21 protein-coding genes and 2 pseudogenes are annotated in these 23,969 nt (G+C 52.2%); 10 read left to right on the top strand and 13 right to left on the bottom strand.

What is annotated here, in order from left to right:
• Positions 1 to 61: 61 nt before the first annotated feature.
• Complete coding sequence (djlA, locus tag ACH0WD_RS10400; RefSeq protein WP_395201888.1) at positions 62 to 874, bottom strand: co-chaperone DjlA; 813 nt, start codon at positions 872 to 874, stop codon at positions 62 to 64.
• A gap of 253 nt (positions 875 to 1,127) precedes the next feature.
• Here djlA and lptD point away from each other — a divergent pair, with 253 nt between their 5' ends.
• The 6 genes from lptD to apaH are packed head-to-tail and all read left to right on the top strand — an operon-like array spanning position 1,128 to position 7,874.
• Positions 1,128 to 3,488, top strand: a complete 2,361-nt coding sequence (lptD, locus tag ACH0WD_RS10395) for an LPS assembly protein LptD (RefSeq protein ID WP_000746128.1) — start codon at positions 1,128 to 1,130, stop codon at positions 3,486 to 3,488.
• 53 nt (positions 3,489 to 3,541) lie between these two features.
• Positions 3,542 to 4,828, top strand: a complete 1,287-nt coding sequence (gene surA / locus ACH0WD_RS10390; protein ID WP_000800482.1) for a peptidylprolyl isomerase SurA — start codon at positions 3,542 to 3,544, stop codon at positions 4,826 to 4,828.
• A complete protein-coding gene (gene pdxA, locus ACH0WD_RS10385; RefSeq protein WP_000093010.1) occupies positions 4,828 to 5,817 on the top strand; it encodes a 4-hydroxythreonine-4-phosphate dehydrogenase PdxA in 990 nt (329 codons plus the stop codon). Before surA ends, pdxA begins: the two co-directional genes overlap by 1 nt.
• On the top strand, positions 5,814 to 6,635 hold the full coding sequence (gene rsmA, locus ACH0WD_RS10380) for a 16S rRNA (adenine(1518)-N(6)/adenine(1519)-N(6))-dimethyltransferase RsmA (RefSeq protein ID WP_001065397.1): 822 nt from the start codon (positions 5,814 to 5,816) through the stop codon (positions 6,633 to 6,635). Before pdxA ends, rsmA begins: the two co-directional genes overlap by 4 nt.
• A 2-nt stretch (positions 6,636 to 6,637) precedes the next feature.
• Entirely contained in the window at positions 6,638 to 7,015 is a 378-nt protein-coding gene (apaG, locus tag ACH0WD_RS10375; RefSeq protein WP_000610894.1) for a Co2+/Mg2+ efflux protein ApaG, read from the top strand.
• A 10-nt stretch (positions 7,016 to 7,025) separates the two neighbouring features.
• Positions 7,026 to 7,874, top strand: a complete 849-nt coding sequence (apaH, locus tag ACH0WD_RS10370; RefSeq protein WP_000257211.1) for a bis(5'-nucleosyl)-tetraphosphatase (symmetrical) ApaH — start codon at positions 7,026 to 7,028, stop codon at positions 7,872 to 7,874.
• Between the two features lie 105 nt (positions 7,875 to 7,979).
• Here apaH and folA read toward each other — a convergent pair whose 3' ends face one another.
• From folA to kefF, 3 genes are all read right to left on the bottom strand, one after another.
• On the bottom strand, positions 7,980 to 8,459 hold the full coding sequence (folA, locus tag ACH0WD_RS10365; RefSeq protein ID WP_000624379.1) for a type 3 dihydrofolate reductase: 480 nt from the start codon (positions 8,457 to 8,459) through the stop codon (positions 7,980 to 7,982).
• Between the two features lie 198 nt (positions 8,460 to 8,657).
• A complete protein-coding gene (kefC, locus tag ACH0WD_RS10360; RefSeq protein WP_000377166.1) occupies positions 8,658 to 10,520 on the bottom strand; it encodes a glutathione-regulated potassium-efflux system protein KefC in 1,863 nt (620 codons plus the stop codon).
• On the bottom strand, positions 10,513 to 11,043 hold the full coding sequence (gene kefF, locus ACH0WD_RS10355) for a glutathione-regulated potassium-efflux system oxidoreductase KefF (RefSeq protein ID WP_000600706.1): 531 nt from the start codon (positions 11,041 to 11,043) through the stop codon (positions 10,513 to 10,515). The genes kefC and kefF overlap by 8 nt, the downstream gene beginning before the upstream one ends.
• Positions 11,044 to 11,164: 121 nt before the next feature.
• Here kefF and ACH0WD_RS10350 point away from each other — a divergent pair.
• A pseudogene (locus tag ACH0WD_RS10350) lies at positions 11,165 to 11,245 on the top strand (hypothetical protein); the annotation flags it as partial.
• 351 nt (positions 11,246 to 11,596) lie between these two features.
• Here the strand turns inward: ACH0WD_RS10350 and ACH0WD_RS10345 are convergent.
• Positions 11,597 to 13,486, bottom strand: coding sequence for a sulfatase-like hydrolase/transferase (locus tag ACH0WD_RS10345; RefSeq protein WP_000066315.1), 1,890 nt, complete (start codon positions 13,484 to 13,486; stop codon positions 11,597 to 11,599).
• Between the two features lie 896 nt (positions 13,487 to 14,382).
• Between ACH0WD_RS10345 and srfN the strand changes: the two genes are divergently transcribed.
• Complete coding sequence (srfN, locus tag ACH0WD_RS10340) at positions 14,383 to 14,673, top strand: DUF1471 family virulence protein SrfN (protein ID WP_000745961.1); 291 nt, start codon at positions 14,383 to 14,385, stop codon at positions 14,671 to 14,673.
• Between the two features lie 223 nt (positions 14,674 to 14,896).
• Here srfN and ACH0WD_RS10335 read toward each other — a convergent pair whose 3' ends face one another.
• The 8 genes and pseudogenes from ACH0WD_RS10335 to ACH0WD_RS10300 form a co-directional block, all read right to left on the bottom strand.
• The gene (locus ACH0WD_RS10335) at positions 14,897 to 15,313 is read right to left on the bottom strand and encodes a hypothetical protein (protein ID WP_000767274.1); all 417 of its coding nucleotides are present in this window, start codon (positions 15,311 to 15,313) and stop codon (positions 14,897 to 14,899) included.
• 170 nt (positions 15,314 to 15,483) lie between these two features.
• A pseudogene (locus tag ACH0WD_RS10330) lies at positions 15,484 to 15,578 on the bottom strand (glutathione-regulated potassium-efflux system ancillary protein KefF); the annotation flags it as partial.
• A 26-nt stretch (positions 15,579 to 15,604) separates the two neighbouring features.
• Positions 15,605 to 15,835, bottom strand: a complete 231-nt coding sequence (locus ACH0WD_RS10325) for a YgdI/YgdR family lipoprotein (RefSeq protein WP_001172087.1) — start codon at positions 15,833 to 15,835, stop codon at positions 15,605 to 15,607.
• A gap of 88 nt (positions 15,836 to 15,923) precedes the next feature.
• Entirely contained in the window at positions 15,924 to 17,264 is a 1,341-nt protein-coding gene (locus tag ACH0WD_RS10320) for an MFS transporter (RefSeq protein WP_001187057.1), read from the bottom strand.
• 146 nt (positions 17,265 to 17,410) lie between these two features.
• On the bottom strand, positions 17,411 to 17,698 hold the full coding sequence (gene fixX, locus ACH0WD_RS10315; RefSeq protein ID WP_000203736.1) for a ferredoxin-like protein FixX: 288 nt from the start codon (positions 17,696 to 17,698) through the stop codon (positions 17,411 to 17,413).
• Positions 17,695 to 18,981: an FAD-dependent oxidoreductase gene (locus ACH0WD_RS10310; protein WP_001287761.1), complete on the bottom strand. Its 1,287-nt coding sequence runs from the start codon at positions 18,979 to 18,981 to the stop codon at positions 17,695 to 17,697. The genes fixX and ACH0WD_RS10310 overlap by 4 nt, the downstream gene beginning before the upstream one ends.
• Before the next feature lie 49 nt (positions 18,982 to 19,030).
• Positions 19,031 to 19,972 (bottom strand): electron transfer flavoprotein subunit alpha/FixB family protein, encoded by a 942-nt coding sequence (locus ACH0WD_RS10305; protein ID WP_001032189.1) that lies wholly within the window; start codon positions 19,970 to 19,972, stop codon positions 19,031 to 19,033.
• A gap of 15 nt (positions 19,973 to 19,987) precedes the next feature.
• Entirely contained in the window at positions 19,988 to 20,758 is a 771-nt protein-coding gene (locus ACH0WD_RS10300; RefSeq protein WP_000692195.1) for an electron transfer flavoprotein FixA, read from the bottom strand.
• Between the two features lie 480 nt (positions 20,759 to 21,238).
• Here ACH0WD_RS10300 and caiT point away from each other — a divergent pair, with 480 nt between their 5' ends.
• A complete protein-coding gene (gene caiT, locus ACH0WD_RS10295; protein ID WP_000787073.1) occupies positions 21,239 to 22,756 on the top strand; it encodes an L-carnitine/gamma-butyrobetaine antiporter in 1,518 nt (505 codons plus the stop codon).
• Positions 22,757 to 22,790: 34 nt separating this feature from the next.
• The gene (caiA, locus tag ACH0WD_RS10290) at positions 22,791 to 23,933 is read left to right on the top strand and encodes a crotonobetainyl-CoA dehydrogenase (protein ID WP_000347134.1); all 1,143 of its coding nucleotides are present in this window, start codon (positions 22,791 to 22,793) and stop codon (positions 23,931 to 23,933) included.
• The last annotated feature ends 36 nt before the right edge of the window (positions 23,934 to 23,969 follow it).

Below are 23,969 nucleotides of genomic sequence, written 5' to 3'. Positions count from 1 at the left end.
TGCCCGGCCTACATTCATTAACGTAGGCCGGATAAGGCGCTAGCCGCATCCGGCAATTCAATCACTTGAAGCCTTTCTGTTCTTTGATTAGCTCATACGCTTTCTGAATTTCCTGCGCTTTTTGCTTCGCCATCTCCATCATTTCCGGCGGTAAACCTTTCGCGACCAGTTTGTCCGGATGATGCTCGCTCATCAGTTTGCGATAAGCGCGTTTAATGGTGGTTGCATCGTCGGTGGTTTTAACCCCCAGCACATTACAGGCATCTTCCAGCGTCGGGCCGCGCTGCGCCTGCTGCCAGCCGCCGCCGGACTGTTGATGATAACCGCCGCCAAACTGCGCGCCGCCCTGCATCATGCGCAGAGACTGATCGAACTGTACGCGGGAAATACCTAACTCTTCCGCAATCACATACAGCACTTCCCGCTCATTAGGGTGTAGCGAGCCATCGGCAAACGCCGCCTGGATCTGAATTTCCAGAAACATCCGGATCAGATCAAAACGCCCGAAGCAGACGCTACGAAACTGCCGCATCTTTTCACGTAATGGGTAATTATCCGCTTTTCCGACCCGAAAGGCGTTCTGCGCGGCAGTACGTGAATCGCCGTGTAAATTCATACGATCCATCAACTGACTGGCGATATGAATATCCGCTTCCGTCACCCGTCCTTTTGATTTGGTTAAGTGGCCCATCACCTCAAAGGTGGTGGCAAAAAACAGCGCCTGCCGTTCCCGCTGGTTGGCAAACCACGCCATTTTTCGGCTGCGGGCTTTGTCGAACATATGGCCCACCAGCAGACCCAGGACCACGCCCCAAAAGCCGCCGCCCATCATCAGGGCTACGGCGACGCCAATTATCTTTCCCCAGTACTGCATAGACTCCCCAAAACGTTACGCTATCGGTGAGGCTATCTCCCACAAAATAAGGTGCTTTTCTGCGAATGAAGGCTACGGTCAATTGTGGGACATCGCCTATAATTTGCATTATCATACCTGTCATTCAATGCCGTGCCTAACACCACAGACGCTAAACGGCAGGATTAACACTGGCGCAGCGAAGATGAGTAAGTTAGGCTGTGACCGTTTGTCACGCGCAACGCTACCGATGATGGAACAATAAATACAACGTATGAAAAAACGTATTCCCACTCTTCTGGCCACCATGATCGCCAGCGCCCTTTATAGTCATCAGGGGCTGGCAGCCGATCTCGCCTCACAGTGTATGTTGGGCGTGCCGAGCTACGATCGTCCTCTGGTAAAAGGCGATACCAACGATCTGCCGGTTACTATCAATGCCGATAACGCTAAAGGTAACTACCCGGACGATGCCGTTTTTACCGGCAACGTGGACATTATGCAGGGGAATAGCCGCCTGCAAGCGGATGAAGTGCAGCTTCATCAGAAGCAGGCGGAAGGTCAGCCGGAACCTGTACGCACCGTCGATGCGCTGGGTAATGTGCATTATGATGACAATCAGGTCATCCTTAAAGGGCCGAAGGGCTGGGCGAACCTGAACACCAAAGACACGAACGTCTGGGAAGGCGATTACCAGATGGTGGGCCGTCAGGGGCGCGGTAAAGCCGATCTCATGAAGCAGCGCGGCGAAAACCGTTATACCATTCTGGAAAACGGCAGCTTTACCTCCTGTCTGCCTGGCTCCGATACCTGGAGCGTGGTGGGGAGTGAAGTCATCCATGACCGTGAAGAACAGGTTGCGGAGATCTGGAACGCCCGGTTTAAAGTAGGTCCGGTTCCGATCTTTTATAGCCCCTATTTACAGCTACCCGTCGGTGACAAACGTCGCTCAGGTTTCCTGATCCCGAACGCGAAATACACGACCAAGAACTATTTCGAGTTCTACTTACCGTATTACTGGAACATCGCGCCCAATATGGACGCCACCATCACCCCGCACTATATGCACCGCCGCGGCAATATTATGTGGGAGAACGAATTCCGTTATCTCACGCAGGCAGGCGAGGGAGTGATGGAATTAGATTATCTGCCTTCTGATAAAGTCTACGAGGACGATCACCCCAAAGAGGGCGATAAGCACCGCTGGTTATTCTACTGGCAGCACTCAGGCGTGATGGATCAGGTGTGGCGTTTTAACGTCGATTACACCAAAGTCAGCGACTCCAGCTACTTTAACGATTTCGACAGTAAGTACGGTTCCAGTACCGACGGCTACGCAACGCAGAAATTCAGCGTCGGCTACGCCGTACAAAACTTTGACGCTACGGTGTCGACCAAACAATTCCAGGTCTTTAACGATCAAAACACCAGCAGCTACTCTGCGGAGCCGCAGTTAGACGTTAACTACTACCATAACGATCTCGGGCCGTTTGATACCCGGATTTACGGCCAGGCGGTACATTTCGTCAACACCAAAGACAATATGCCGGAAGCGACCCGCGTCCACCTGGAGCCAACCATTAATTTGCCGCTCTCCAACCGCTGGGGCAGCCTGAACACCGAAGCGAAGCTGATGGCGACGCACTATCAGCAAACGAATCTGGACAGCTATAACAGCGATCCAAACAATAAAAATAAGCTGAAAGATTCGGTTAACCGCGTCATGCCGCAGTTTAAAGTCGACGGTAAGCTCATCTTCGAACGCGATATGGCGATGCTGGCGCCGGGGTATACCCAGACGCTGGAACCACGCGTGCAGTACCTGTATGTGCCGTACCGCGACCAGAGCGGCATCTATAACTACGATTCTTCTTTGCTGCAATCCGACTATAACGGCCTGTTCCGCGACCGCACTTATGGCGGTCTCGACCGTATTGCTTCCGCCAACCAGGTCACGACAGGCGTCACAACACGCATTTATGATGATGCCGCCGTTGAACGTTTTAACGTTTCTGTTGGTCAAATCTACTATTTCACGGAGTCTCGCACCGGCGATGACAACATTAAATGGGAGAATGACGACAAAACCGGTTCGCTGGTTTGGGCAGGCGACACTTACTGGCGTATTTCAGAACGCTGGGGGCTGCGTAGCGGAGTGCAGTACGATACCCGTCTGGATAGCGTCGCTACCAGCAGCAGCAGCCTCGAATACCGTCGGGATCAGGATCGTCTGGTACAGTTGAACTACCGCTATGCCAGCCCGGAATATATTCAGGCTACGTTGCCTTCGTATTATTCCACGGCAGAGCAGTATAAAAACGGCATCAACCAGGTGGGTGCGGTGGCAAGTTGGCCGATTGCCGATCGCTGGTCGATTGTCGGCGCGTACTACTTCGATACCAATTCGAGCAAACCTGCAGACCAGATGCTCGGCTTGCAGTACAACTCTTGCTGCTATGCGATCCGCGTCGGATACGAACGTAAGCTGAACGGTTGGGATAACGATAAACAACACGCGATTTATGATAACGCGATTGGCTTCAACATTGAGCTGCGCGGTTTGAGCTCTAACTACGGCCTCGGCACGCAAGAAATGTTGCGTTCGAACATTCTGCCGTACCAAAGCTCTATGTAATCTGATTGATTTACAACGTAATCCGCATTGCGGTTAATTGAAATGGAAAAAGTATGAAGAACTGGAAAACGCTGCTTCTCGGTATCGCCATGATCGCGAATACCAGTTTCGCTGCCCCCCAGGTAGTCGATAAAGTCGCAGCCGTCGTCAATAATGGCGTCGTGCTGGAAAGCGACGTTGATGGCTTAATGCAATCAGTCAAACTCAACGCGGGTCAGGCAGGTCAGCAGCTTCCGGACGACGCCACGCTGCGTCACCAGATCCTGGAACGTTTGATTATGGATCAAATTATCCTGCAGATGGGTCAGAAGATGGGGGTGAAGATCACGGATGAGCAGTTGGATCAGGCCATCGCCAACATCGCCAAACAAAACAATATGACGATGGATCAGATGCGCAGCCGTCTGGCTTACGATGGGCTGAACTATTCAACCTACCGTAACCAGATTCGTAAAGAGATGATTATCTCTGAAGTGCGCAACAACGAAGTTCGTCGCCGTATCACCGTTTTGCCGCAAGAAGTTGACGCGCTGGCAAAACAGATTGGCACCCAAAACGACGCCAGCACCGAGCTGAACCTGAGCCATATCCTGATTGCTCTGCCGGAAAACCCAACCTCCGAGCAGGTTAACGACGCGCAGCGCCAGGCGGAAAGCATTGTTGAAGAAGCGCGTAACGGCGCAGATTTCGGCAAACTGGCGATTACCTACTCTGCCGACCAGCAGGCGCTAAAAGGCGGTCAGATGGGCTGGGGCCGTATCCAGGAGCTGCCGGGGATTTTCGCCCAGGCGCTGAGCACCGCGAAGAAAGGCGACATTGTCGGCCCGATTCGCTCCGGCGTCGGTTTCCACATTCTGAAAGTAAACGACCTGCGCGGTCAGAGCCAGAGTATCTCCGTGACCGAAGTTCACGCTCGTCACATTCTGCTTAAGCCGTCGCCGATCATGAACGATCAGCAGGCGCGCCTGAAGCTGGAAGAAATCGCGGCTGACATTAAGAGTGGTAAAACCACCTTTGCCGCTGCGGCGAAAGAGTACTCTCAGGACCCGGGCTCCGCTAACCAGGGCGGTGATTTGGGTTGGGCTACGCCAGATATTTTCGATCCGGCGTTCCGCGACGCGCTGACGAAGCTGCATAAAGGCCAAATAAGCGCGCCGGTACACTCCTCTTTCGGCTGGCATCTGATCGAATTGCTGGATACGCGTAAGGTAGACAAAACCGATGCGGCGCAGAAAGATCGCGCTTATCGTATGCTGATGAACCGTAAATTCTCAGAAGAAGCGGCGACCTGGATGCAAGAACAGCGCGCCAGCGCTTACGTTAAGATTTTGAGTAACTAATGAGCAGTGCGCAACGCGTTGTTATCACTCCCGGCGAACCCGCCGGGATTGGCCCCGATCTTGTCGTCCAACTGGCGCAACGCGCGTGGCCGATTGAACTGGTCGTCTGTGCGGACGGCGCGCTCCTGACGGAGCGGGCCGCCATGCTCGGCCTGCCCCTCTCGCTTCTCCCTTACTCGCCTGATGTCCCCGCTGCGCCGCAGCCCGCGGGAACGCTGACCCTGTTGCCGGTCTCGCTGCGCGCGCCTGCCATCTCCGGTCAGTTGACGGTAGAAAATGGCCCCTACGTGGTAGAGACGCTGGCGCGAGCGTGTGATGGCTGTCTGAACGGTGAATTTGCCGCGCTGATCACAGGCCCCGTGCACAAAGGCGTTATTAACGACGCAGGCATTCCGTTTACCGGTCATACCGAGTTTTTCGAAGAGCGTTCGCAGGCGAAAAAAGTCGTGATGATGCTGGCAACCGAAGAACTTCGCGTGGCGCTGGCGACCACGCATCTGCCGCTACGGGCGATTGCAGACGCCATCACCCCTGCGCTTTTGCACGAAGTGATTGCTATTTTGCATCACGATTTGCGGACCAAATTTGGTATTGCCGAACCGCGCATTCTTGTCTGTGGCCTGAATCCGCACGCGGGCGAAGGCGGTCATATGGGCACGGAAGAGATAGACACCATCATTCCGGTGCTCGACGAGCTGCGGGCGCAGGGGATGAAACTCAACGGGCCGCTACCTGCTGATACGCTGTTTCAGCCCAAATATCTCGATAATGCCGACGCGGTGCTGGCGATGTACCACGATCAGGGCCTGCCCGTGCTAAAATACCAGGGATTCGGTCGGGGAGTGAATATTACGCTCGGCCTACCTTTTATTCGAACCTCCGTTGACCACGGCACCGCGCTTGAACTGGCAGGTCGTGGAAAAGCGGATGTCGGCAGTTTTATTACGGCGCTTAATCTCGCCATCAAAATGATTGTTAATACCCAATGAATAATCGAGTCCATCAGGGCCATTTAGCCCGTAAACGCTTCGGGCAAAACTTTCTCAACGATCGGTTTGTGATCGACAGTATTGTTTCTGCTATTAATCCGCAAAAAGGCCAGGCGATGGTTGAAATCGGCCCCGGTCTGGCGGCGCTGACGGAGCCGGTCGGCGAACGACTGGATAAGCTCACGGTCATTGAACTTGACCGCGATCTGGCGGCGCGTTTGCAAACCCATCCGTTTTTAGGGCCGAAGCTGACTATTTATCAGCAGGACGCCATGACCATGAACTTTGGCGAACTGTCTGCGCAGTTGGGCCAACCGCTGCGTGTGTTCGGCAATCTGCCCTATAATATCTCCACCCCGCTGATGTTCCATCTCTTTAGCTATACTGATGCCATTGCCGACATGCACTTTATGTTGCAAAAAGAAGTGGTAAATCGTCTGGTTGCAGGGCCGAACAGCAAAGCGTATGGTCGTTTAAGCGTGATGGCGCAATATTACTGTCAGGTGATCCCGGTGCTTGAAGTGCCGCCATCCGCCTTCACGCCGCCGCCCAAAGTGGACTCCGCCGTGGTGCGTCTGGTTCCACACGCAACAATGCCTTACCCGGTTAAAGATATTCGCGTGTTGAGCCGTATTACCACCGAGGCCTTTAACCAGCGCCGTAAAACGATCCGTAACAGTCTCGGCAACCTTTTTAGCGTTGAGACGTTGACGGAAATGGGTATTGACCCGGCAATGCGCGCGGAAAATATCTCTGTCGCGCAGTACTGCCAGATGGCCAATTATCTGTCGGAAAACGCGCCTTTGAAGGAGAGTTAAACATGATCAATTCGCCCAGAGTGTGTATTCAGGTGCAAAGCGTCTACATTGAGGCGCAATCCTCACCTGACGATGAACGTTACGTTTTTGCCTATACCGTAACCATCCGCAATCTGGGCCGGGCGCCAGTGCAGCTATTGGGCCGCTACTGGCTGATTACCAATGGTCATGGCCGTGAAACCGAAGTCCAGGGCGAAGGTGTGGTTGGCGTCCAGCCGCGCATTGCGCCTGGCGAAGAGTATCAGTACACCAGCGGCGCGGTAATTGAAACGCCGCTGGGCACCATGCAGGGTCATTACGAAATGATCGATGAAAATGGCGACGCCTTTACCATCGACATTCCCGTGTTTCGACTCGCCGTCCCTACACTCATTCACTAAAATTATAACAATGGCAACTTATCTCATCGGCGACGTTCACGGTTGCTACGACGAACTGATCGCCTTATTACAGCAAGTGGAATTTACGCCAGATACAGACACTCTGTGGCTGACTGGCGATTTGGTCGCCCGCGGTCCCGGTTCGCTGGACGTGTTACGCTACGTCAAATCGCTTGGCAATAGCGTGCGTTTGGTGCTGGGGAATCACGATTTACACCTGTTGGCCGTATTCGCCGGGATTAGCCGCAACAAACCTAAAGACCGGCTGACCCCGCTTCTTGAAGCGCCGGACGCCGATGAGCTGTTGAATTGGTTACGCCGTCAGCCGCTGTTGCAGGTAGATGAAGAGAAAAAGCTGGTCATGGCGCATGCGGGTATTACTCCGCAGTGGGATTTGCAGACGGCAAAAGAGTGCGCCCGCGATGTTGAAGCGGTGCTGTCGAGCGACTCGTACCCGTTTTTCCTCGACGCGATGTATGGCGATATGCCGAATAACTGGTCGCCGGAGTTAAGCGGTCTGGCGCGGCTACGCTTTATTACTAATGCCTTTACCCGTATGCGTTACTGCTTTCCTAACGGTCAACTGGATATGTACAGCAAAGCGTCGCCGGAAAATGCCCCTGCGCCGTTGAAGCCGTGGTTCGCCATTCCGGGGCCGGTGAGCGAGGCTTACAGTATTGCGTTCGGGCACTGGGCGTCTCTGGAAGGGAAAGGGACGCCGGAAGGTATTTACGCGCTGGATACCGGCTGCTGCTGGGGCGGGGAGTTGACCTGTTTACGCTGGGAAGATAAACAGTATTTTGTGCAGCCGTCAAACCGCCAGATGGATATGGGCGAAGGCGAAGCGGTCAACGCCTGATAGGTTTATGCCTGATGGCGCTACGCTTATCAGGCCTACATCTGGCGACATCTGGCTCAAGAGTAGGCCGGATAAGGCGTTTCGCCGCCATCCGGCACTACAGCGTTAACGACGTTCCAGAATCTCGAAACAATAGCTGTGAGAATTCTGCGCGTCGGCATCGTGAAACTCACTGAATACCGATTCCCAGTCATCCGGTTCATAATCCGGAAAATGGGTATCGCCTTCGACTTCCGCATCAATATGCGTCAGATAAAGCTTCTGCGCCTTTGGCAAGAACTGCTCGTACACGCGCCCGCCGCCAATGACCATAATTTCCGGCGCATCGCCGCAAGCGGCAATCGCCTCATCGACAGACTTCACCCACTGCACGCGATCGTCGGTGCCCGGCTGGCTGCTGATAACAATATTTTTACGTCCCGGTAAGGGGCGTCCGATGGACTCCCAGGTGTGACGTCCCATGACGACAGGTTTATTTAACGTGTTACGTTTAAACCAGGCGAGATCGGCAGGCAGGTTCCACGGCATGGCGTTTTCCATACCGATGACGCGATCCACCGCTAACGCCGCAATCAGACTGATCATTAATTATTTCCTGATACAAAAAAAATTGCCGCCACTATACGTAAAGCGCAATCTTTCGTCGACTGACGAAAAGAGGATGAGCACGAAAATTTTTCGTTCTGCTGGCGACGCCACTCATTTGATGTGGAGCGCCAGCATTACAGTAGTTCAAAAACAGCCAATTAGCAGTAAAGTTTGCAGAACATCACATTTTTTACTTTAGATTGACGGTTTGACCTCGGGTTCATCGGCGACCTCCCCGGAATGTTTGCCCTCAGCCGTTCCCTGCCAGCCGTGGCGCTGAATCAACGACAGATGCTCCCGGTCCTCGGTAATAATTTCGCTCAACATCGCGCTGGTACGTTTATAGGCGGCGGCGCGAGATAACGGATCGTTTTCCCCTTTCGCCATCTCTTCCACCATCCGGGTATTAAAATGGCGGAACAGATCCGCGCGCTCGCGAGCTTCATAACGCCCCAGCCCCAGCGCTTCCAGCGCCTGTCGTCCGCTTTTGAGCGCGCCTTCGAAGGTTTCACGTTCGGGCATCGCCACACCAGCCTGGCGCAGGCGAATGTAATGATCGACATCACGGGCGCGGGCGATAATCTGCAGATGCGGGAAATGCGTCTTCACCAGTTCACTCAGTTGCAAATTGGTTTGCGGATCGTCAATGGCATTAATCAATACCTCCGCTTTCGCCGCTCCGGCAGATTCCAGTAAATCCATACGCGTCGCGTCGCCATAAAAAACCTTCATGCCGAATTTACGCAGCGTTTCGATATGATCGGGGTCGTGATCGAGCACCACCATCTTCACCCCGCTCGACAGCAGCAAACGCCCGGCTATCTGACCAAATCGTCCAAACCCGGCCACAATAACCCGCGGTTGCTCTTCGTCGATTTCATCCGCCTCGCGCGCTTCACCCGTCGCGGTCTTCTCCATGCGCGTCAGCAGCACCAGAAAAATCGGCGTTGCCGCCATCGACAGCGCGACCGCCAGCGTCAGCGCTTTTGCCCATTCCGGCTCAAGTACATCCGCCATTTGCGCCGCGCCAAAAACCACAAACGCAAACTCACTTCCCTGGCCTAATAAGACGGCAAACCAGCGACGCTGTTTTGCCGGTACGCCCAGCGGCCTCGCGACCAGCCACAGCATGACGATTTTGATTGCCAGAAAACCGGCCAACAACAGCAGAATGCGCAGCGGATTCTCCACCAGCGTGCCGAAATCAATCGACATGCCGACGCCAATAAAGAACAGCCCCAGCAGCAACCCTTTAAAGGGTTCAATATCGCTTTCCAGCGCATGACGATATTCCGAACTCGCCAGCAGAACGCCCGCCAGGAACGCGCCCATCGCCATTGACAGCCCAACCTCTTCCAGCAACAGGCCGAAACCAAACACCAGAAATAGCGCCACGGCGCTGAACACTTCCCGCAAACCAGAACGCGCGACAAAGCGCAGCGCCGGGCGCGTAACGTAGCGTCCCAGCAGCACCACCAGCGCCAACGCGCCTGCGACTTTCAACGCCGATAGCGCAAACGCGCCAAGCGTGGTGGATGCGCCGCTGGCGGCCAGCAGCGGAATCATCGCCACCAGCGGGATCGCCGCGATATCCTGGAACAAGAGCACTGCGAATGCGCTACGTCCTACTTGTGAAACGGTCAGGTTACGCTCATTCATTGCCTGCATGGCGATAGCCGTGGACGAAAGCGCCAGCGTCATGCCAATCAGTTCCGCCACCTGCCAACGCAAGCCAAGAAACATACAGAACAGACCAATCAGTCCGCCGCAGACCACCATCTGTAACGCGCCGCCGCCAAATACCGAGGCGCGCAGCTTCCATAACCGTTGCGGGTCCAGCTCAAGCCCAATAACAAACAACATCAGCACGACGCCGATTTCCGCAAAATGCAGAATAGATTCGGCGTCCGTCACCAGCCGTAGCCCCCAGGGGCCGATAATGCAACCCGCAATCAGATACCCCAGCACCGATCCTAAGCCCAAACGTACCGCAATCGGCACAATCAACGCCGCCGAACCAAGATAGATCAGCGCCTGCAGTAGAGTATGGCTATCCATGATTCACCTCCTGCCATGCCAGTAAACGCTGTTTATACTGACGCGCCTGCGCCTGTAAGGTGTCGTCATCGCAAATGAACGTGCAGTGCATGGCAAACGGCGGCAGCCATTTGAGGCCGCAATAGAGCGCCGTCGCCTGTAGCGGCTGAGAAAGGACGTCAAATCCCGGATGTGAACCGATAGCAAAGTGGTTTTCACCACCGCCGGTCGTTACCGCCCACAGCAGATGTTTACCATGCAATGCCGTACCGCCATGACCGTAAGCCCAGCCGTGGGTGAGGACTTTATCCATCCATAATTTGAGTAAAGGAGGGACACTGTACCACTGCATCGGATGCTGCCAGACGATAAGACTCGCGCGCGACAGCGCCTCCTGCTCGGCGGCAACGTCAATATTGAAATCGGGATAGAGGTGATAAAGCGAACGTATTTCGACGTTTTCCAGCGTCCCTGCCTGTTCAAGCATCCGCTTATTCGCATGAGAATGATGCGGATACGGATGCGCATAAATAATGAGGATCATGATTAGCCTGTGATGATCTGTTTTTTATTACAAAGTGTAGTGACAAATTCGCCAGGCTAATAGTGAATATTATTGAGCGGCTAATCAGAAAAAATTGAATTAACGCCAGCCAGGAGTTGACGCCATCCTGCACCCGGAAGACGCTCTCGAAGGGCCGCAGGCGTTTGCGGAAAAGCGCGATCCGGTGTGGAAAGGTCGGTGATGATAGCAGTCTTAAATCGCTGACAAATCGGTTTAAGGCCTTCTTGTCGGGCGGCGCTGCGCTAAATTTTCCTGTAATGACTGTAATATCAATCCATTACATGATGACACAGGCCCAATAAGCGCAGCGCCAACAGCATCTGAACCTCCAGACACGCTGGATGCCAGATCGCCGACGCATAAATTAACCTAATGGGTCAGGTACTTAGAGCCTGGCCCAGTAGGCGTAATTGTTGAAGCCAGTTTGGGGCCGACCAGCGCGCAGAAACCGGAGCGTACACGTAGTACGTGAGGATTTTGAGCACTGCCCGGACCCAAAATGGCGAATAAAATAGCCTAATGGGCCAGGCTCTTAATCTTTCGCCATGCGGTTAAACTGCTCAATAGTAAGATCCCACGGCTCATGGGCCGCATCCGGCATAAAACTGCCGTCATCCACGCCAATTTCGTCTTTGATAATTTTATTCAGTTTTTCATTCATCGTAAGAATGAGATCCTGATATTTCTGTTTATCAGCAGCAAGGTTATGGTTCTCATCGGGATCATTTTTAAGATCGTAAAGTTCAAGATCGTTGTACTTAATAAGATCCTCCCAGGTTTCCGGCGTATTATGCTCCCTTAGCGAGAAATAACGCGCAAACTTATAACGACCATCGTTAATCATCCGCGTCCCTGAACGATGGCTAAAATCAGGATGCAAATGGGATATTTCCTGCTTGATTTGCGCCACCGTTTTTTGTTTATCTCTTTGTAGCGCGATAACGCGGTGGAGATAATGGGCATCGGTATACAAGATCATGCCATAGCAATATAAGCTGGCATTTCTCACCGCATTAACCGCAACGCCCTCCGGGTTTTTTAGCAATCCGCTAAAATTAACGCCTTTGCGGTTGCCTAACGCCTGGTGCTGTTTTTCTTCCGGCAAACCGGTCAGTCCAACTAATGTCGGCGCGATATCAAGATGACAGGTCAACGCCTGACATTTCTTATTACCGGGGTACGCCGGGTGGGAAATAATCATCGGTACATGGATCTGTTCTTTATAAACGGAAGCGCCTTTACCGTGCATCTGATGGCTTCCGCCTAATTCGCCATGATCGGCAGTAAATACAACAATCGTTTTATCAGTTAACTTGAGGGCATCAAGTTCATTTAATATCCGGTCAAGGTGAGTATCACAATCGCGGATACAGTTGAAATAGTAGTCAAGCAGTTTACGCCAACGACGATCTTCATCAGGAAACTGCCCTTCCAGCGCAGCGCGCGCCGTCTGGTATTCAAGATGCGCCGGCGGTCTTCCCTGCTCATTGAATGATTGATGCCTGTTTGCCGGCAGCGGATAGTTCGGCCAGCTTGCCTGATAAAGCTCGTTTTCCGGCGGCTGCGTGGGCGCCAGGGTATTATCATCCTGATCCAACTCGCCACGCCACTGTACCTTTTCTCCCTCTTTATCGGTATCAATAAACATGACGTCATGAGGATTAACGAGGTTAACGGCCAGGAACCAGGGCTTGTGTTGGTCATTCAAGGGCTGCCCCTTGCATCTTAACCAATTTATAGTCTGAGCCGTGGTGGTTGAATCATAAAAATAGCCGCCTTTACTATGGCCTATAATATCGCCGATGCCGTGATAGTCAGCAAAACCATATTTTTCCATAATTTTATGTAATTCTGGTTCGGGAATATCCCCGACATCAATATCCTCATCTTTTTCGTCAGGCAAAGGCTTCTCCAGTTTTTCTGTAAGATGCCACTTACCTTTATAGGCCGTATAGTATCCCAGTTCCCGCATCATATGGCCTGTGGTTCCAAGAGCGGGGTCAAGGTCATAAGGCATCCAGGGTAATCCCAGATTATCGAACATCTTTGTCTGGGGCATATGTAAGCCGGTATACAATACGGAGCGGGAAGGCGTACAGACATTACTGGTATTCTGATGATTACAGAATGTCACCCCCGTTTTCATGAGCCGCTCTCTGCCGGGTACCGGGAAAGGAAACGTAGGAAAAAAACGCTCCTGGTCGGTCACGACTAACAGAATATTATATCCTTCTGGCAATTTTTCCGGGATTTCGCCGGTAAACGGTTTATCCCACGCCGGTTTCGCCTTGACGGCGCATTTTTCATCAGCCTTTACCGCGCCGGATAGCATACCGCCGGCGGCAAGAATACCGGCGCTGGTTAACAGTTTCCTACGCGTAAGATCCGTCTCTTCTGCGGACAGATTTTTTTTATTACTCATATTATTATACCTGTAGTCAGTAACTTTATCACATATTCATTTATTACTGTACGAGGAAGCGTGGATATGTATCAATGCCTTCCGGGTAAGAATATGTGTTATAAATTGATTTGTATTTCAAATTAGAAATATATTAATAAATAACCATAATTCACTGAAAAATTATTTAGATGAAAAGTTCATTGTTTTTATTTTAGAGATACAACTGCAGACATTACTTCATAAAAAAATACATTATTAAACATACTCTATAGCTCTGTGTTCGTGCCTTTTCCCTTCAACTACGGTGATTACCCTATGCCGCTACAATAAAATCGCCCCGAAAGAAACACTATCAGTAACAGGCCGCGCAACCATAGACATACAACCGGTAATATCACTCTGGGAAATTAAAACATAACTCAATTCTGTTATGTTGCTTATGAATAAAACTAGCGTATTGCCGTGTGATTCAATAAAAATTACATCATTACAAGAAATAATATAAAAACTATTATTTACAGGGGGTTAAATTTCTTTTTAACTGGCAGCGCATTATTTTACATTGACAACAACATAAAGAGGTGACTATAACAAGATATAAGACGGTCACACCAAATAAGGCTATTTTCAGATAATCAACCGAGGTTATTACCCAAAATAATTCGAGTTGCTTAAAGGCGGTAAGGGAGTGAGTTACCAGGAGCATAGATAATTATGTGACTGAGGTGAGCGACAAATCTGCCGGGAGCAGATTTGAACGTCGCGTGCGACGGCCCGTCAGGGCGAGGCCCATGGATGGGCCGGGTAATCCGTAGCCACCCGTAAGCAACCTGAAGTATGAAGGGGATAAATAATTTCGTTACGGATTACTGATATTGCGCAAACCTTATCATCAATGCAACAGGAACAGAACTATGAAAAAACGCATTATTGCCGCCGCATTACTGGCAACGGTTGCTTCATTCAGCACGCTTGCGGCAGAGCAGGTCTCTAAACAAGAAATCAGCCACTTCAAACTGGTTAAGGTCGGCACCATAAATGTGTCCCAGAGTGGCGGGCAGATTTCCTCACCCTCTGATCTACGCGAAAAACTGTCAGAATTAGCTGATGCGAAAGGCGGAAAATATTACCATATTATCGCTGCACGTGAGCATGGTCCGAATTTTGAAGCCGTTGCCGAAGTTTATAACGATGCGACGAAATAAAGCTCTGATTGCGCCATAACGATGGCACAGGCATGAAATAATAAGAGAGCGCCAGCAAGGTGCCATGTTCCGTCACAATCCACTCAGGGCCGTCTGGAAACAGATGCTGGCCCTCTTTTTTATCAACAGTTCATCCGGGGCAGGCAAGCCGTTGGAATGTGCGCGCGCAGGCAGTAAGCCCTTCGTGAATAAGACGGTTTTGCGGGCTGTTTTATGGTAATATTTAGTGCGCTTTTACCTGCCTGAACCAGTAATTTTCCATTTTCGTTATCCATTTCCCCTTTTTATTTTTCGGTATTACGCCAGCCCAAAGTAATTGCAGCTGTCGGTTATAGGTTCCAATAGCGTGTCCACCATACGCCCCTTCAAATGCTATCACCATGGGTCCCTGCCCTTTTACCCCCTCTTGTCCTTCATGGCAATAAAGCGCATTGCGGTGAGTCACGTCAAGTTCATACTGCACGTTCAGTTTCACACATTTTTCCCCGCAGCCTTCTACTGGCGGCAATATTGTCATGGTATAAGGCGGGTTATCTGCCGTGGTTTTCCATGTTCCGATCAGGTCTTTGCAGGCGTTTATCTCCGTAGCCCCGGAGGCGGCAGAAAATAGCGCGAGCAAATAAAAAGGTATTAGTTTCAGTTTCATTACAGACTCCTGTTCCTTATACCTCATCATTTATACCTAATCATAAGGATAAATGCCCTGCGATATGTTTTTTTCCGGGAAATGTTGAGCCGCTGTTCAGAGAAATGTCGATGAGTGTAACCTCATGTAAGCGGACAGCGCGGTGGGGAAAGCGGGAACACGGGCGAACGTATTTCGACGTTTTCCGGCGTCCCTGCCTGTTCAGGCATCCGTTTATTCGCATGGGAATAAATGGATGCGCATAAAGAGAGAATATTATTGCGCGGCTAACCAGAAAAAATTGAATTAATTATCCAGCTCGCTCATATTTTTCAGCTGATCGCGGTTAATCTGTTCGGTTTTCCCGGTGGCGGCGTTTTTGTAAGACACCATACCGGTATCGTTATCGACCTCGGGTTTCCCGTCGGTGACAATAGTTTTGCCATCCGTGGTTTCAACCGCCTGGTTAGAAGAGCATCCTGCGACGGTGAATAGTATTGCTGCGGTAAACAGTGCGGTCATAAGACGTTTTTGCATGGTGTTCTCCCTGCTTTTCAGTTGTTTTAGCATGTGACTGTTAACTGTAGCGTTATTGGCGAAAAGCAGGGAGAAATGCAGAACACTCTTAACGCGGGTTATCCGATGGCGTTCCGCGCAAAGTCATGTTTCCGGTCTGTGTTAGCGTCAAGCCGCGAGTTTCCGGGGCAAACATCACCGATACGCCAAGCCCGACTAACGAAATCAACGCGCCAATCAGCATGACGTTATTAATACCGTAACGAGTAATAAAAATCGGTAATGCCCAGGTGGAGACAATGGTTCCGATGCGGCTTAATGACATGATGACCCCCACGGCCGAAGCGCGAATATCCGTCGGGAAGAGTTCATTAGGATAAAGCCATTGCAGTATGCCCGGTCCGCCGGAAAAGAAGGCGTATACCGCAAACGCCACCACGACCAGTATGATGCCCAGATTTGACACCAGCCCCAGCAGCGCCAGCGCGATAGTCATCATGGCGAAGCTGCCAATAAGCAGAGGGCGACGGCCAATACTGTTTAGCCAGAACATCGCCGGTATACAGCCCAGCATAAAAAAGAGGCTAATGACCACATTGCCGAGCGCCGCGTTGCGCCCCTGCTCCCAGCCGAGTAACCCGACGATCTGCGGCCCAAAGGTATAGATAGCGAACATCGGGATCACCTGACAGGTCCAGATAGCCGCAACGAACAGTACAAACGGGAAATGACGGCGGTTAAACAGCTGCAGGAAGCGGGTCTCCTGCGGCGGCTCATCGTCAAAGCAGACCGGTTCGCCGAACAGTTTGATCATCATTTGTTCGCACTCTTTTACCCGTCCTTTTCGCAATAGCCAGCGTGGCGATTCCGGCAGGTCAAAGCGGCCAATCAAAATGATTAAGCACGGGATAAAGGCGCTGCCAAGCATCCAGCGCCAGCCGCCTTCCATGTCATACAGCCAGTAACCCACCAGGTTGGCGCAGGTCGCGCCGACGTACCACATCGCGGCGATAAAACCGATGGAGAACGCGCGCTGGCGGGTGTTGGAAAACTCCGTAATCATGGAAGTAGCGATAGGGTAATCCGCGCCGATAACAATGCCAATTAAAACGCGCATCACCAGCAATTCAAGCGGCGTGGAAACAAACATGGTCGCCACGGAGATAACGCCGATAGCGATAATATCAAGCAGGAACATTTTACGCCGCCCGACTTTATCGCAAATATAGCCAAACAACGAGGTGCCGATAAACAGTCCGGCAAGCGTAGCCGCGCCGAGCGCGCCAATCCATTCAGCATCAAGGTGCAATAGCGGCGTCAGTTGTTCCAGCGCCACGCCAATGATCACCAGCACGTAGCCATCAAGGAACGGGCCGCCGCTTCCCCACAGCATAATTCTGCGATGAATGGAGGAGAATTTAAGGTCATCAAAGTTCCTGGGCTGCTGCATGGTGATGTCCTGTGTCAACACGGGCAAAGCGCATCTGTAGGCCGGATAAGGCGTTTCCGCCGCCATCCGGCATTGGCGCCACATGATTGCCGGATGGCGACGCTACCGCATCTTATCCGGCCTACGGGGGCACAACTTCGTACTTATTAGCCGTAGCGGAACTCCACGCCAAACGTCCCGCGCGGGTATTCCCATTTTTCCAGCGCCGTATCAAGGCCGAGGATCCGGCACGTTCCGCACTCCAGGCACCCGGCGTAATCAAAACGAACGCTGCCGTCGTCCTGCTTTTTATACAGTCCCGCCGGACAGGCCTTAATCAGCACCTCCAGCGCCTGTTTATCAGGATCGGTTTTAAGAATGATGTGCGGGCTGTCTTCATCCACATTGAACTTATTGACGCCCAGTTTGACGTCCACATTAACGGGAGATGTCATAATACGGTCACTCCTTTCAGGCCATCTTTCATCAGGTTGATGAAGCCCACTTTCTTCGCATGGCGCAGGATTTTTTTACGCATTGGCACCGGAGCGGAGCCATCCACGGTGAACAGGTCGCGCGCGATACTGACCGCCATTTCGGGATAAGCGGTAAACATGCGGGGATTATCGAGAAAAGCCGGCAGTTTCTGATACATGCGCATATCGCGCATCGGACCTTCGTCCAGATGCTGACGGTATTCACCCAACGACTGCTTGCTAAAATCGTCACGCTTCATCGCCGAAAGCACCGTCTTCGCCGCCGCTTCGCCTGCGGATATGGCGAGATCCATACCCCGGATGGTAAAGCCGAGGTTCATACACATGCCGGCAGCATCCCCGGCAATCAGTACGCCATCGCCCACCAGTTCAGGCTGCATATTCATTCCCGCCTCGGGTACAACGTGCGCGGCATATTCCACCAGCTTGCCACCGGCGATCAGCGGCGCAACTGCCGGATGCTGTTTGAAATCTTCCAGCATTTGCGGGACCGATTTTTTCGCGTCTTTCAGATGATGAAGTCCGCAGACCAGCCCCAGGGAAAGGGTTGTTTCATTCGTATACAGGAAGCCACCGCCCATCAGACCATCGGTTGGCGCCCCGGCAAACAGACAGGCGGCACCTTCGTTGCCCTGTAACTGGAAACGATCTTCAATGACCGACTTCGGCAATTCGATCAGTTCCTTCACGCCGACAGCAACATGCGATGCCTCAACACGCTTTGCCATGCCCAGCTTTTCAGCCAGCAGAGAATTCACCCCGTCAGCGAGGATTACGACTTTGGCTTCCAGAATATCGCCATCGGCTTCCACACCCACGACTTTGCCATCACGCTGAACAACGTTATCCACGCGAATACCAGTGATCAGTTGCGCCCCCGCCTCTTCGGCCTGCTCCATCAGCCAGGCGTCAAATTTACTGCGCAAAACGGAATAAGAAACTTGCGACGATGCGGCGTCCTCGCCGTTGCAATAATCCATCGTCATCGCCCCTTTGTCGGTCATAAAGGCGAGTTTTTCGTGGGTGATCATGCGTTCAATGGGGGCCTGATCCGCAAAGCCGGGAATGATGCGTTCCAGGCTATGTGCATACAAACGCCCACCGGTGACATTCTTCGCGCCAGCAGAATTGCCACGCTCGATAACCAGCACCTGTGCACCTTCGCGAGCAAGCACCAGCGCTGCAACCGAACCGGCCAGACCTGCACCCACGATGATGGCATCAAAGATATCTTCGGACATACGTACTCCTGTCAGCGGCAGGATACCTTCGTATCCTGCCCGAAATGGTTTATCGCGCTAAGGCAGCCGTCAGCGCAGGCAGGATCTTCAGCGCATCGCCAACGATGCCAAAATCCGCATACTGGAAGATTGGCGCGTTTTTATCTTTGTTGATGGCGAAAATCGTCTGCGCGCCGTTGGCGCCGACCATGTGTTGGATCTGCCCGGAGATCCCCACTGCCAGATACAGTTCAGGTTTGAGCATCAGGTTGGAGATACCGACGTAGCGCTCGTGCTCCATCCACTTCTCGTTTTCCGCCACCGGGCGAGAACAGGCCAGCTCGGCGCCAATCGTCTGGCACAGCGCTTCGGCCAGCGAGATATTCTCTTTGCTGCCGATGCCGCGTCCCACGCTGACCACCAGACGCGCTTTGTCGAGGTCAACGCTGTTGCTCTGACGCGCCTGGGTTGCGGTGCGGGTCACGGCAGTGGCCGGAGCCTGCCACTGCACGGTGTGCATCTCGCCGCTGCGAGAAGCATCCGGTTGTTGTGCGTCAAACGTTCCGCTGCTGAGTGTGATCACGGCAAACGGCGAAGCGATGGTCTCTGCCCCTATCGCCAGACCGCCGTAGACCATATGTTTGACCGCCGCTTTTCCATCCTGCAGGGAGACGTCGCTGGCGTCGTTGGAAACCGCAGCCGACAAGCGATAGCCCAGCTTTGCCGCCAACAGCTTGCCCCGACGCGTATTCGGCAGCAGCACCGCGCCGCCCTCGCTATGCTGACGAATAGTCTCAGCCATCGCAGCAGCGTAGTCTTCGATCATGCGGTCTTCTGGTTTGCCGCTGAGCAGCCAGACATGATCCGCGCCCAAATGGCATGCTGTCGCGCTGTCCGCTTCGTTCAGTACGAACGCGTTAACTTTTTCACCTACAGCCTGCGCGCCACTCATCAGTTCGGGCAGACGAGAAGGGGTATCGCTGAATACCCAGACACTGGAAAATTTGTTCATAACATCCCCTGATAATTAAATGATTTTGCGCAGATTCTCGACAAACGCGGCGATTTGTTCTTCACCGTCACCTTCAATCACCACACGCTGACGCTCGCGCTGCTTCGGTGCGGCAACCTGTTGTGCGGAATACGCGGGTACGCTGTTCAGCCCGATATCCGCAGGCGACCAGACCTGAACCGGTTTTTTCGCCGCGCCAAGAATGGCTTTCATCGAAGGGATTTGTGGGGTGTTAATGTCGGTGGAAACCGCGATCACCGCCGGGAGCGGGATGCTCAGCGTTTCAACTTCATCTTCCAGTTCGCGTTCTACTGTCAATGTGCTGTCGGTAAGAGAGAGGATTTTACTCACGCCGTTAATCGCCGGAATGTTCAGCGCTTCGCCCACCAGCAAACCAACCTGCTGAGCATAAAGATCGGAAGAACCGTCGCCGCAGATAAGTAGATCGAAACCTGATTTTTGCGCCGCGGCGGCCAGCGCGCTGGCAGTTTGTTGCGGCAGCGCCTGCTCAAATTGATCGTCAATCACCACAATCAGTTCATCAGGGCCACGAGAGAGGACATCTTTGCGCCCTTTTGCATTAGTCAGCGCTTTGCCGCCAACGCTCATGGCGACAACCTGAGCGTCTCCCAACTGCTGTTTTAACTGGCAAGCAGCTTCAATTGCATTCAGATCATATTGGCTGATTTTGCTATCCGCTTTGCTGAAATCGAGTGTTCCGTCAGCATTATTAATCGCAATATCCTGCTCATCAGGTACGCATTTGTAGCAAGTAATTATCTTCATTGCATCTCCAGAAATCATGAAGGAAACGTATTTATATCGGCGGTGTTAAATACAGATATCACGCTCTTTAATTCGGAAATAAAACCTTAATCACCAATATTGAAAATGTCACACATTGATATTCGTAACTTTCAATAGTGTTACGCACCTCACCAATATTGAAAGAAATATGCCAAATATGAAAATTTTCAATATTGTTTGCTGGCTCAACAATATTGAACGTCAGATACTTAAAAAAGTTAAAAAACCACAACCAATCAATTGATAAATAAAGCAAAAATCAAAATTTAGACACAAAATAATCAACGCAAAAAAGTGTGACGAAGATAACAGAATCACCCGAAGTGAATACCCATCATGAGTTACTCATTGAGGCGTCCCAGAGGTTAAAAACTTATCAACAAATCATTAATAATAAATAAACAAACGTTCATGGACTGGCACGCTAAATAAATTTCGTTTTCACACTGGAATTCACTTATGAAAAATGAAAAGAAAAAATCGGGAATTGAACCGAAGGTTTTTTTTCCGCCATTAATAATTGTCGGGATACTTTGCTGGCTAACAGTCAGAGATCTTGATGCCGCTAACGTCGTTATTAATGCGGTATTCAGTTATGTCACCAACGTCTGGGGTTGGGCATTTGAATGGTATATGGTCGTCATGCTCTTCGGCTGGTTCTGGCTGGTTTTTGGCCCCTATGCCAAAAAGAGATTAGGTGACGAAAAACCGGAGTTTAGCACCGCCAGCTGGATTTTCATGATGTTCGCCTCCTGTACATCCGCTGCGGTTCTGTTCTGGGGCTCTATTGAGATCTACTACTATATTTCCACCCCGCCGTTCGGCCTGGAACCCAATTCCACGGGCGCGAAAGAGATAGGCCTGGCGTACAGCCTGTTCCACTGGGGGCCGCTACCGTGGGCAACCTATAGCTTCCTTTCCGTGGCCTTCGCCTACTTCTTCTTTGTACGCAAGATGGATGTCATCCGCCCCAGCTCCACGCTGGTACCGCTCGTCGGTGAAAAGCATGCGAAAGGGCTGTTCGGTACCATCGTCGATAACTTCTACCTGGTGGCGCTGATCTTCGCGATGGGCACCAGCCTCGGTCTGGCTACCCCGCTGGTCACCGAGTGTATGCAATGGCTGTTCGGTATTCCACATACGCTGCAACTCGACGCCATCATTATTACCTGCTGGATCATTCTGAACGCGATTTGCGTGGCCTGCGGCCTGCAAAAAGGGGTCAGAATCGCCAGCGATGTGCGTAGTTACCTGAGCTTCCTGATGCTCGGCTGGGTGTTTATCGTCAGCGGCGCCAGCTTCATCATGAACTACTTCACCGACTCCGTCGGGATGCTGTTAATGCACCTGCCACGGATGCTGTTCTATACCGACGCCATCGGTAAAGGCGGCTTCCCACAGGGCTGGACTGTTTTCTACTGGGCGTGGTGGGTTATTTACGCCATCCAGATGAGTATCTTCCTGGCCCGTATTTCCCGTGGTCGTACCGTACGTGAACTGTGCTTCGGGATGGTGATGGGTCTGACCGCGTCTACCTGGATCCTGTGGACAGTGCTGGGCAGCAACACGCTGCTGCTGATGGATAAAAACATCCTCAACATTCCGCAACTGATTGAGCAACACGGCGTGGCGCGCGCCATTATCGAAACCTGGGCCGCCTTGCCGCTCAGCACCGCCACCATGTGGGGCTTCTTCATCCTCTGCTTTATTGCCACCGTCACGCTGATTAACGCCTGCTCTTACACCCTGGCGATGTCGACCTGTCGCGAAGTTCGCGATGGTGAAGAGCCGCCTCTGTTAGTGCGTATCGGCTGGTCGGTGCTGGTCGGCATCATCGGTATCGTTCTGCTGGCGCTGGGTGGTTTGAAGCCGATTCAGACCGCGATTATCGCCGGAGGATGCCCGCTGTTCTTCGTCAACATTATGGTGACGCTGTCCTTTATTAAAGACGCCAAAGTGCACTGGAAAGACAAGTAATTCTTATTAACCCAATTGATCAAGAGGCTGAAAGATGGATTTCAACTTAAATGACGAACAGGAGCTGTTTGTCGCCGGTATTCGCGAACTGATGGCCAGTGAGAACTGGGAAGCTTATTTTGCCGAGTGCGATCGTGACAGCGTCTACCCTGAGCGTTTTGTAAAAGCGCTGGCGGATATGGGCATTGATAGCCTGCTGATCCCGGAGGAACACGGCGGTCTGGAAGCGGGTTTTGTTACCGTCGCCGCCGTCTGGATGGAACTGGGGCGTCTTGGCGCGCCAACTTACGTGTTGTACCAATTGCCGGGAGGTTTTAACACTTTCCTGCGTGAAGGGACTCAGGAGCAAATTGATAAAATCATGGCGTTCCGGGGCACCGGTAAGCAGATGTGGAACTCTGCTATCACCGAACCGGGAGCAGGATCGGATGTTGGTAGTCTGAAAACCACTTATACACGCAAAAATGGTAAGGTTTATCTCAATGGCAGTAAGTGCTTTATCACCAGTAGCGCCTATACCCCGTACATCGTGGTCATGGCGAGAGACGGTGCATCGCCGGATAAACCGGTTTACACCGAGTGGTTTGTGGACATGAGCAAAGCAGGTATCAAGGTCAACAAACTGGAGAAACTCGGTCTGCGCATGGATAGCTGCTGTGAAATCACCTTTGACGACGTTGAACTGGACGAGAAAGACATGTTCGGTCGGGAAGGTAACGGCTTCAACCGCGTGAAAGAAGAGTTTGACCATGAGCGCTTCCTCGTCGCGCTGACCAACTACGGTACCGCAATGTGCGCTTTTGAAGACGCTGCGCGTTACGCGAATCAGCGCGTGCAGTTTGGTGAAGCTATTGGCCGTTTCCAACTGATTCAGGAGAAGTTTGCGCATATGGCGATCAAACTGAACTCCATGAAAAATATGCTGCTGGAAGCCGCGTGGAAAGCGGATAACGGCACTATCACCTCCGGCGACGCGGCCATGTGCAAATACTTCTGCGCCAACGCCGCGTTTGAAGTGGTAGACACCGCCATGCAGGTACTGGGAGGTGTTGGTATCGCGGGCAACCACCGCATCACGCGTTTCTGGCGTGACCTGCGCGTTGACCGTGTTTCTGGTGGTTCTGACGAAATGCAGATCCTGACGTTGGGTCGTGCGGTACTTAAGCAATACCGCTAATCGATCCCTTGTAGGCCTGATAAGACGCGAGGCGTC

This window comes from Salmonella sp. 2020_1395 (assembly GCF_043848115.1).
Taxonomy (GTDB): Bacteria; Pseudomonadota; Gammaproteobacteria; order Enterobacterales; family Enterobacteriaceae; genus Salmonella; species Salmonella enterica.
This window is presented reverse-complemented; position numbering and strand designations above follow the sequence as displayed.

What these genes read in the sequence shown, in the direction of transcription:
- ACH0WD_RS10300 (WP_000692195.1), bottom strand. Translation starts at nt 20,758, where the DNA reads ATGAAGATAATTACTTGCTACAAATGCGTACCTGATGAGCAGGATATT.
- caiA (WP_000347134.1), top strand. Translation starts at nt 22,791, where the DNA reads ATGGATTTCAACTTAAATGACGAACAGGAGCTGTTTGTCGCCGGTATT.
- lptD (WP_000746128.1), top strand. Translation starts at nt 1,128, where the DNA reads ATGAAAAAACGTATTCCCACTCTTCTGGCCACCATGATCGCCAGCGCC.
- apaG (WP_000610894.1), top strand. Translation starts at nt 6,638, where the DNA reads ATGATCAATTCGCCCAGAGTGTGTATTCAGGTGCAAAGCGTCTACATT.
- fixX (WP_000203736.1), bottom strand. Translation starts at nt 17,698, where the DNA reads ATGACATCTCCCGTTAATGTGGACGTCAAACTGGGCGTCAATAAGTTC.
- ACH0WD_RS10325 (WP_001172087.1), bottom strand. Translation starts at nt 15,835, where the DNA reads ATGCAAAAACGTCTTATGACCGCACTGTTTACCGCAGCAATACTATTC.
- caiT (WP_000787073.1), top strand. Translation starts at nt 21,239, where the DNA reads ATGAAAAATGAAAAGAAAAAATCGGGAATTGAACCGAAGGTTTTTTTT.
- apaH (WP_000257211.1), top strand. Translation starts at nt 7,026, where the DNA reads ATGGCAACTTATCTCATCGGCGACGTTCACGGTTGCTACGACGAACTG.
- ACH0WD_RS10310 (WP_001287761.1), bottom strand. Translation starts at nt 18,981, where the DNA reads ATGTCCGAAGATATCTTTGATGCCATCATCGTGGGTGCAGGTCTGGCC.
- ACH0WD_RS10305 (WP_001032189.1), bottom strand. Translation starts at nt 19,972, where the DNA reads ATGAACAAATTTTCCAGTGTCTGGGTATTCAGCGATACCCCTTCTCGT.
- surA (WP_000800482.1), top strand. Translation starts at nt 3,542, where the DNA reads ATGAAGAACTGGAAAACGCTGCTTCTCGGTATCGCCATGATCGCGAAT.
- pdxA (WP_000093010.1), top strand. Translation starts at nt 4,828, where the DNA reads ATGAGCAGTGCGCAACGCGTTGTTATCACTCCCGGCGAACCCGCCGGG.
- djlA (WP_395201888.1), bottom strand. Translation starts at nt 874, where the DNA reads ATGCAGTACTGGGGAAAGATAATTGGCGTCGCCGTAGCCCTGATGATG.
- kefC (WP_000377166.1), bottom strand. Translation starts at nt 10,520, where the DNA reads ATGGATAGCCATACTCTACTGCAGGCGCTGATCTATCTTGGTTCGGCG.
- ACH0WD_RS10345 (WP_000066315.1), bottom strand. Translation starts at nt 13,486, where the DNA reads ATGAGTAATAAAAAAAATCTGTCCGCAGAAGAGACGGATCTTACGCGT.
- folA (WP_000624379.1), bottom strand. Translation starts at nt 8,459, where the DNA reads ATGATCAGTCTGATTGCGGCGTTAGCGGTGGATCGCGTCATCGGTATG.
- ACH0WD_RS10320 (WP_001187057.1), bottom strand. Translation starts at nt 17,264, where the DNA reads ATGCAGCAGCCCAGGAACTTTGATGACCTTAAATTCTCCTCCATTCAT.
- rsmA (WP_001065397.1), top strand. Translation starts at nt 5,814, where the DNA reads ATGAATAATCGAGTCCATCAGGGCCATTTAGCCCGTAAACGCTTCGGG.
- srfN (WP_000745961.1), top strand. Translation starts at nt 14,383, where the DNA reads ATGAAAAAACGCATTATTGCCGCCGCATTACTGGCAACGGTTGCTTCA.
- kefF (WP_000600706.1), bottom strand. Translation starts at nt 11,043, where the DNA reads ATGATCCTCATTATTTATGCGCATCCGTATCCGCATCATTCTCATGCG.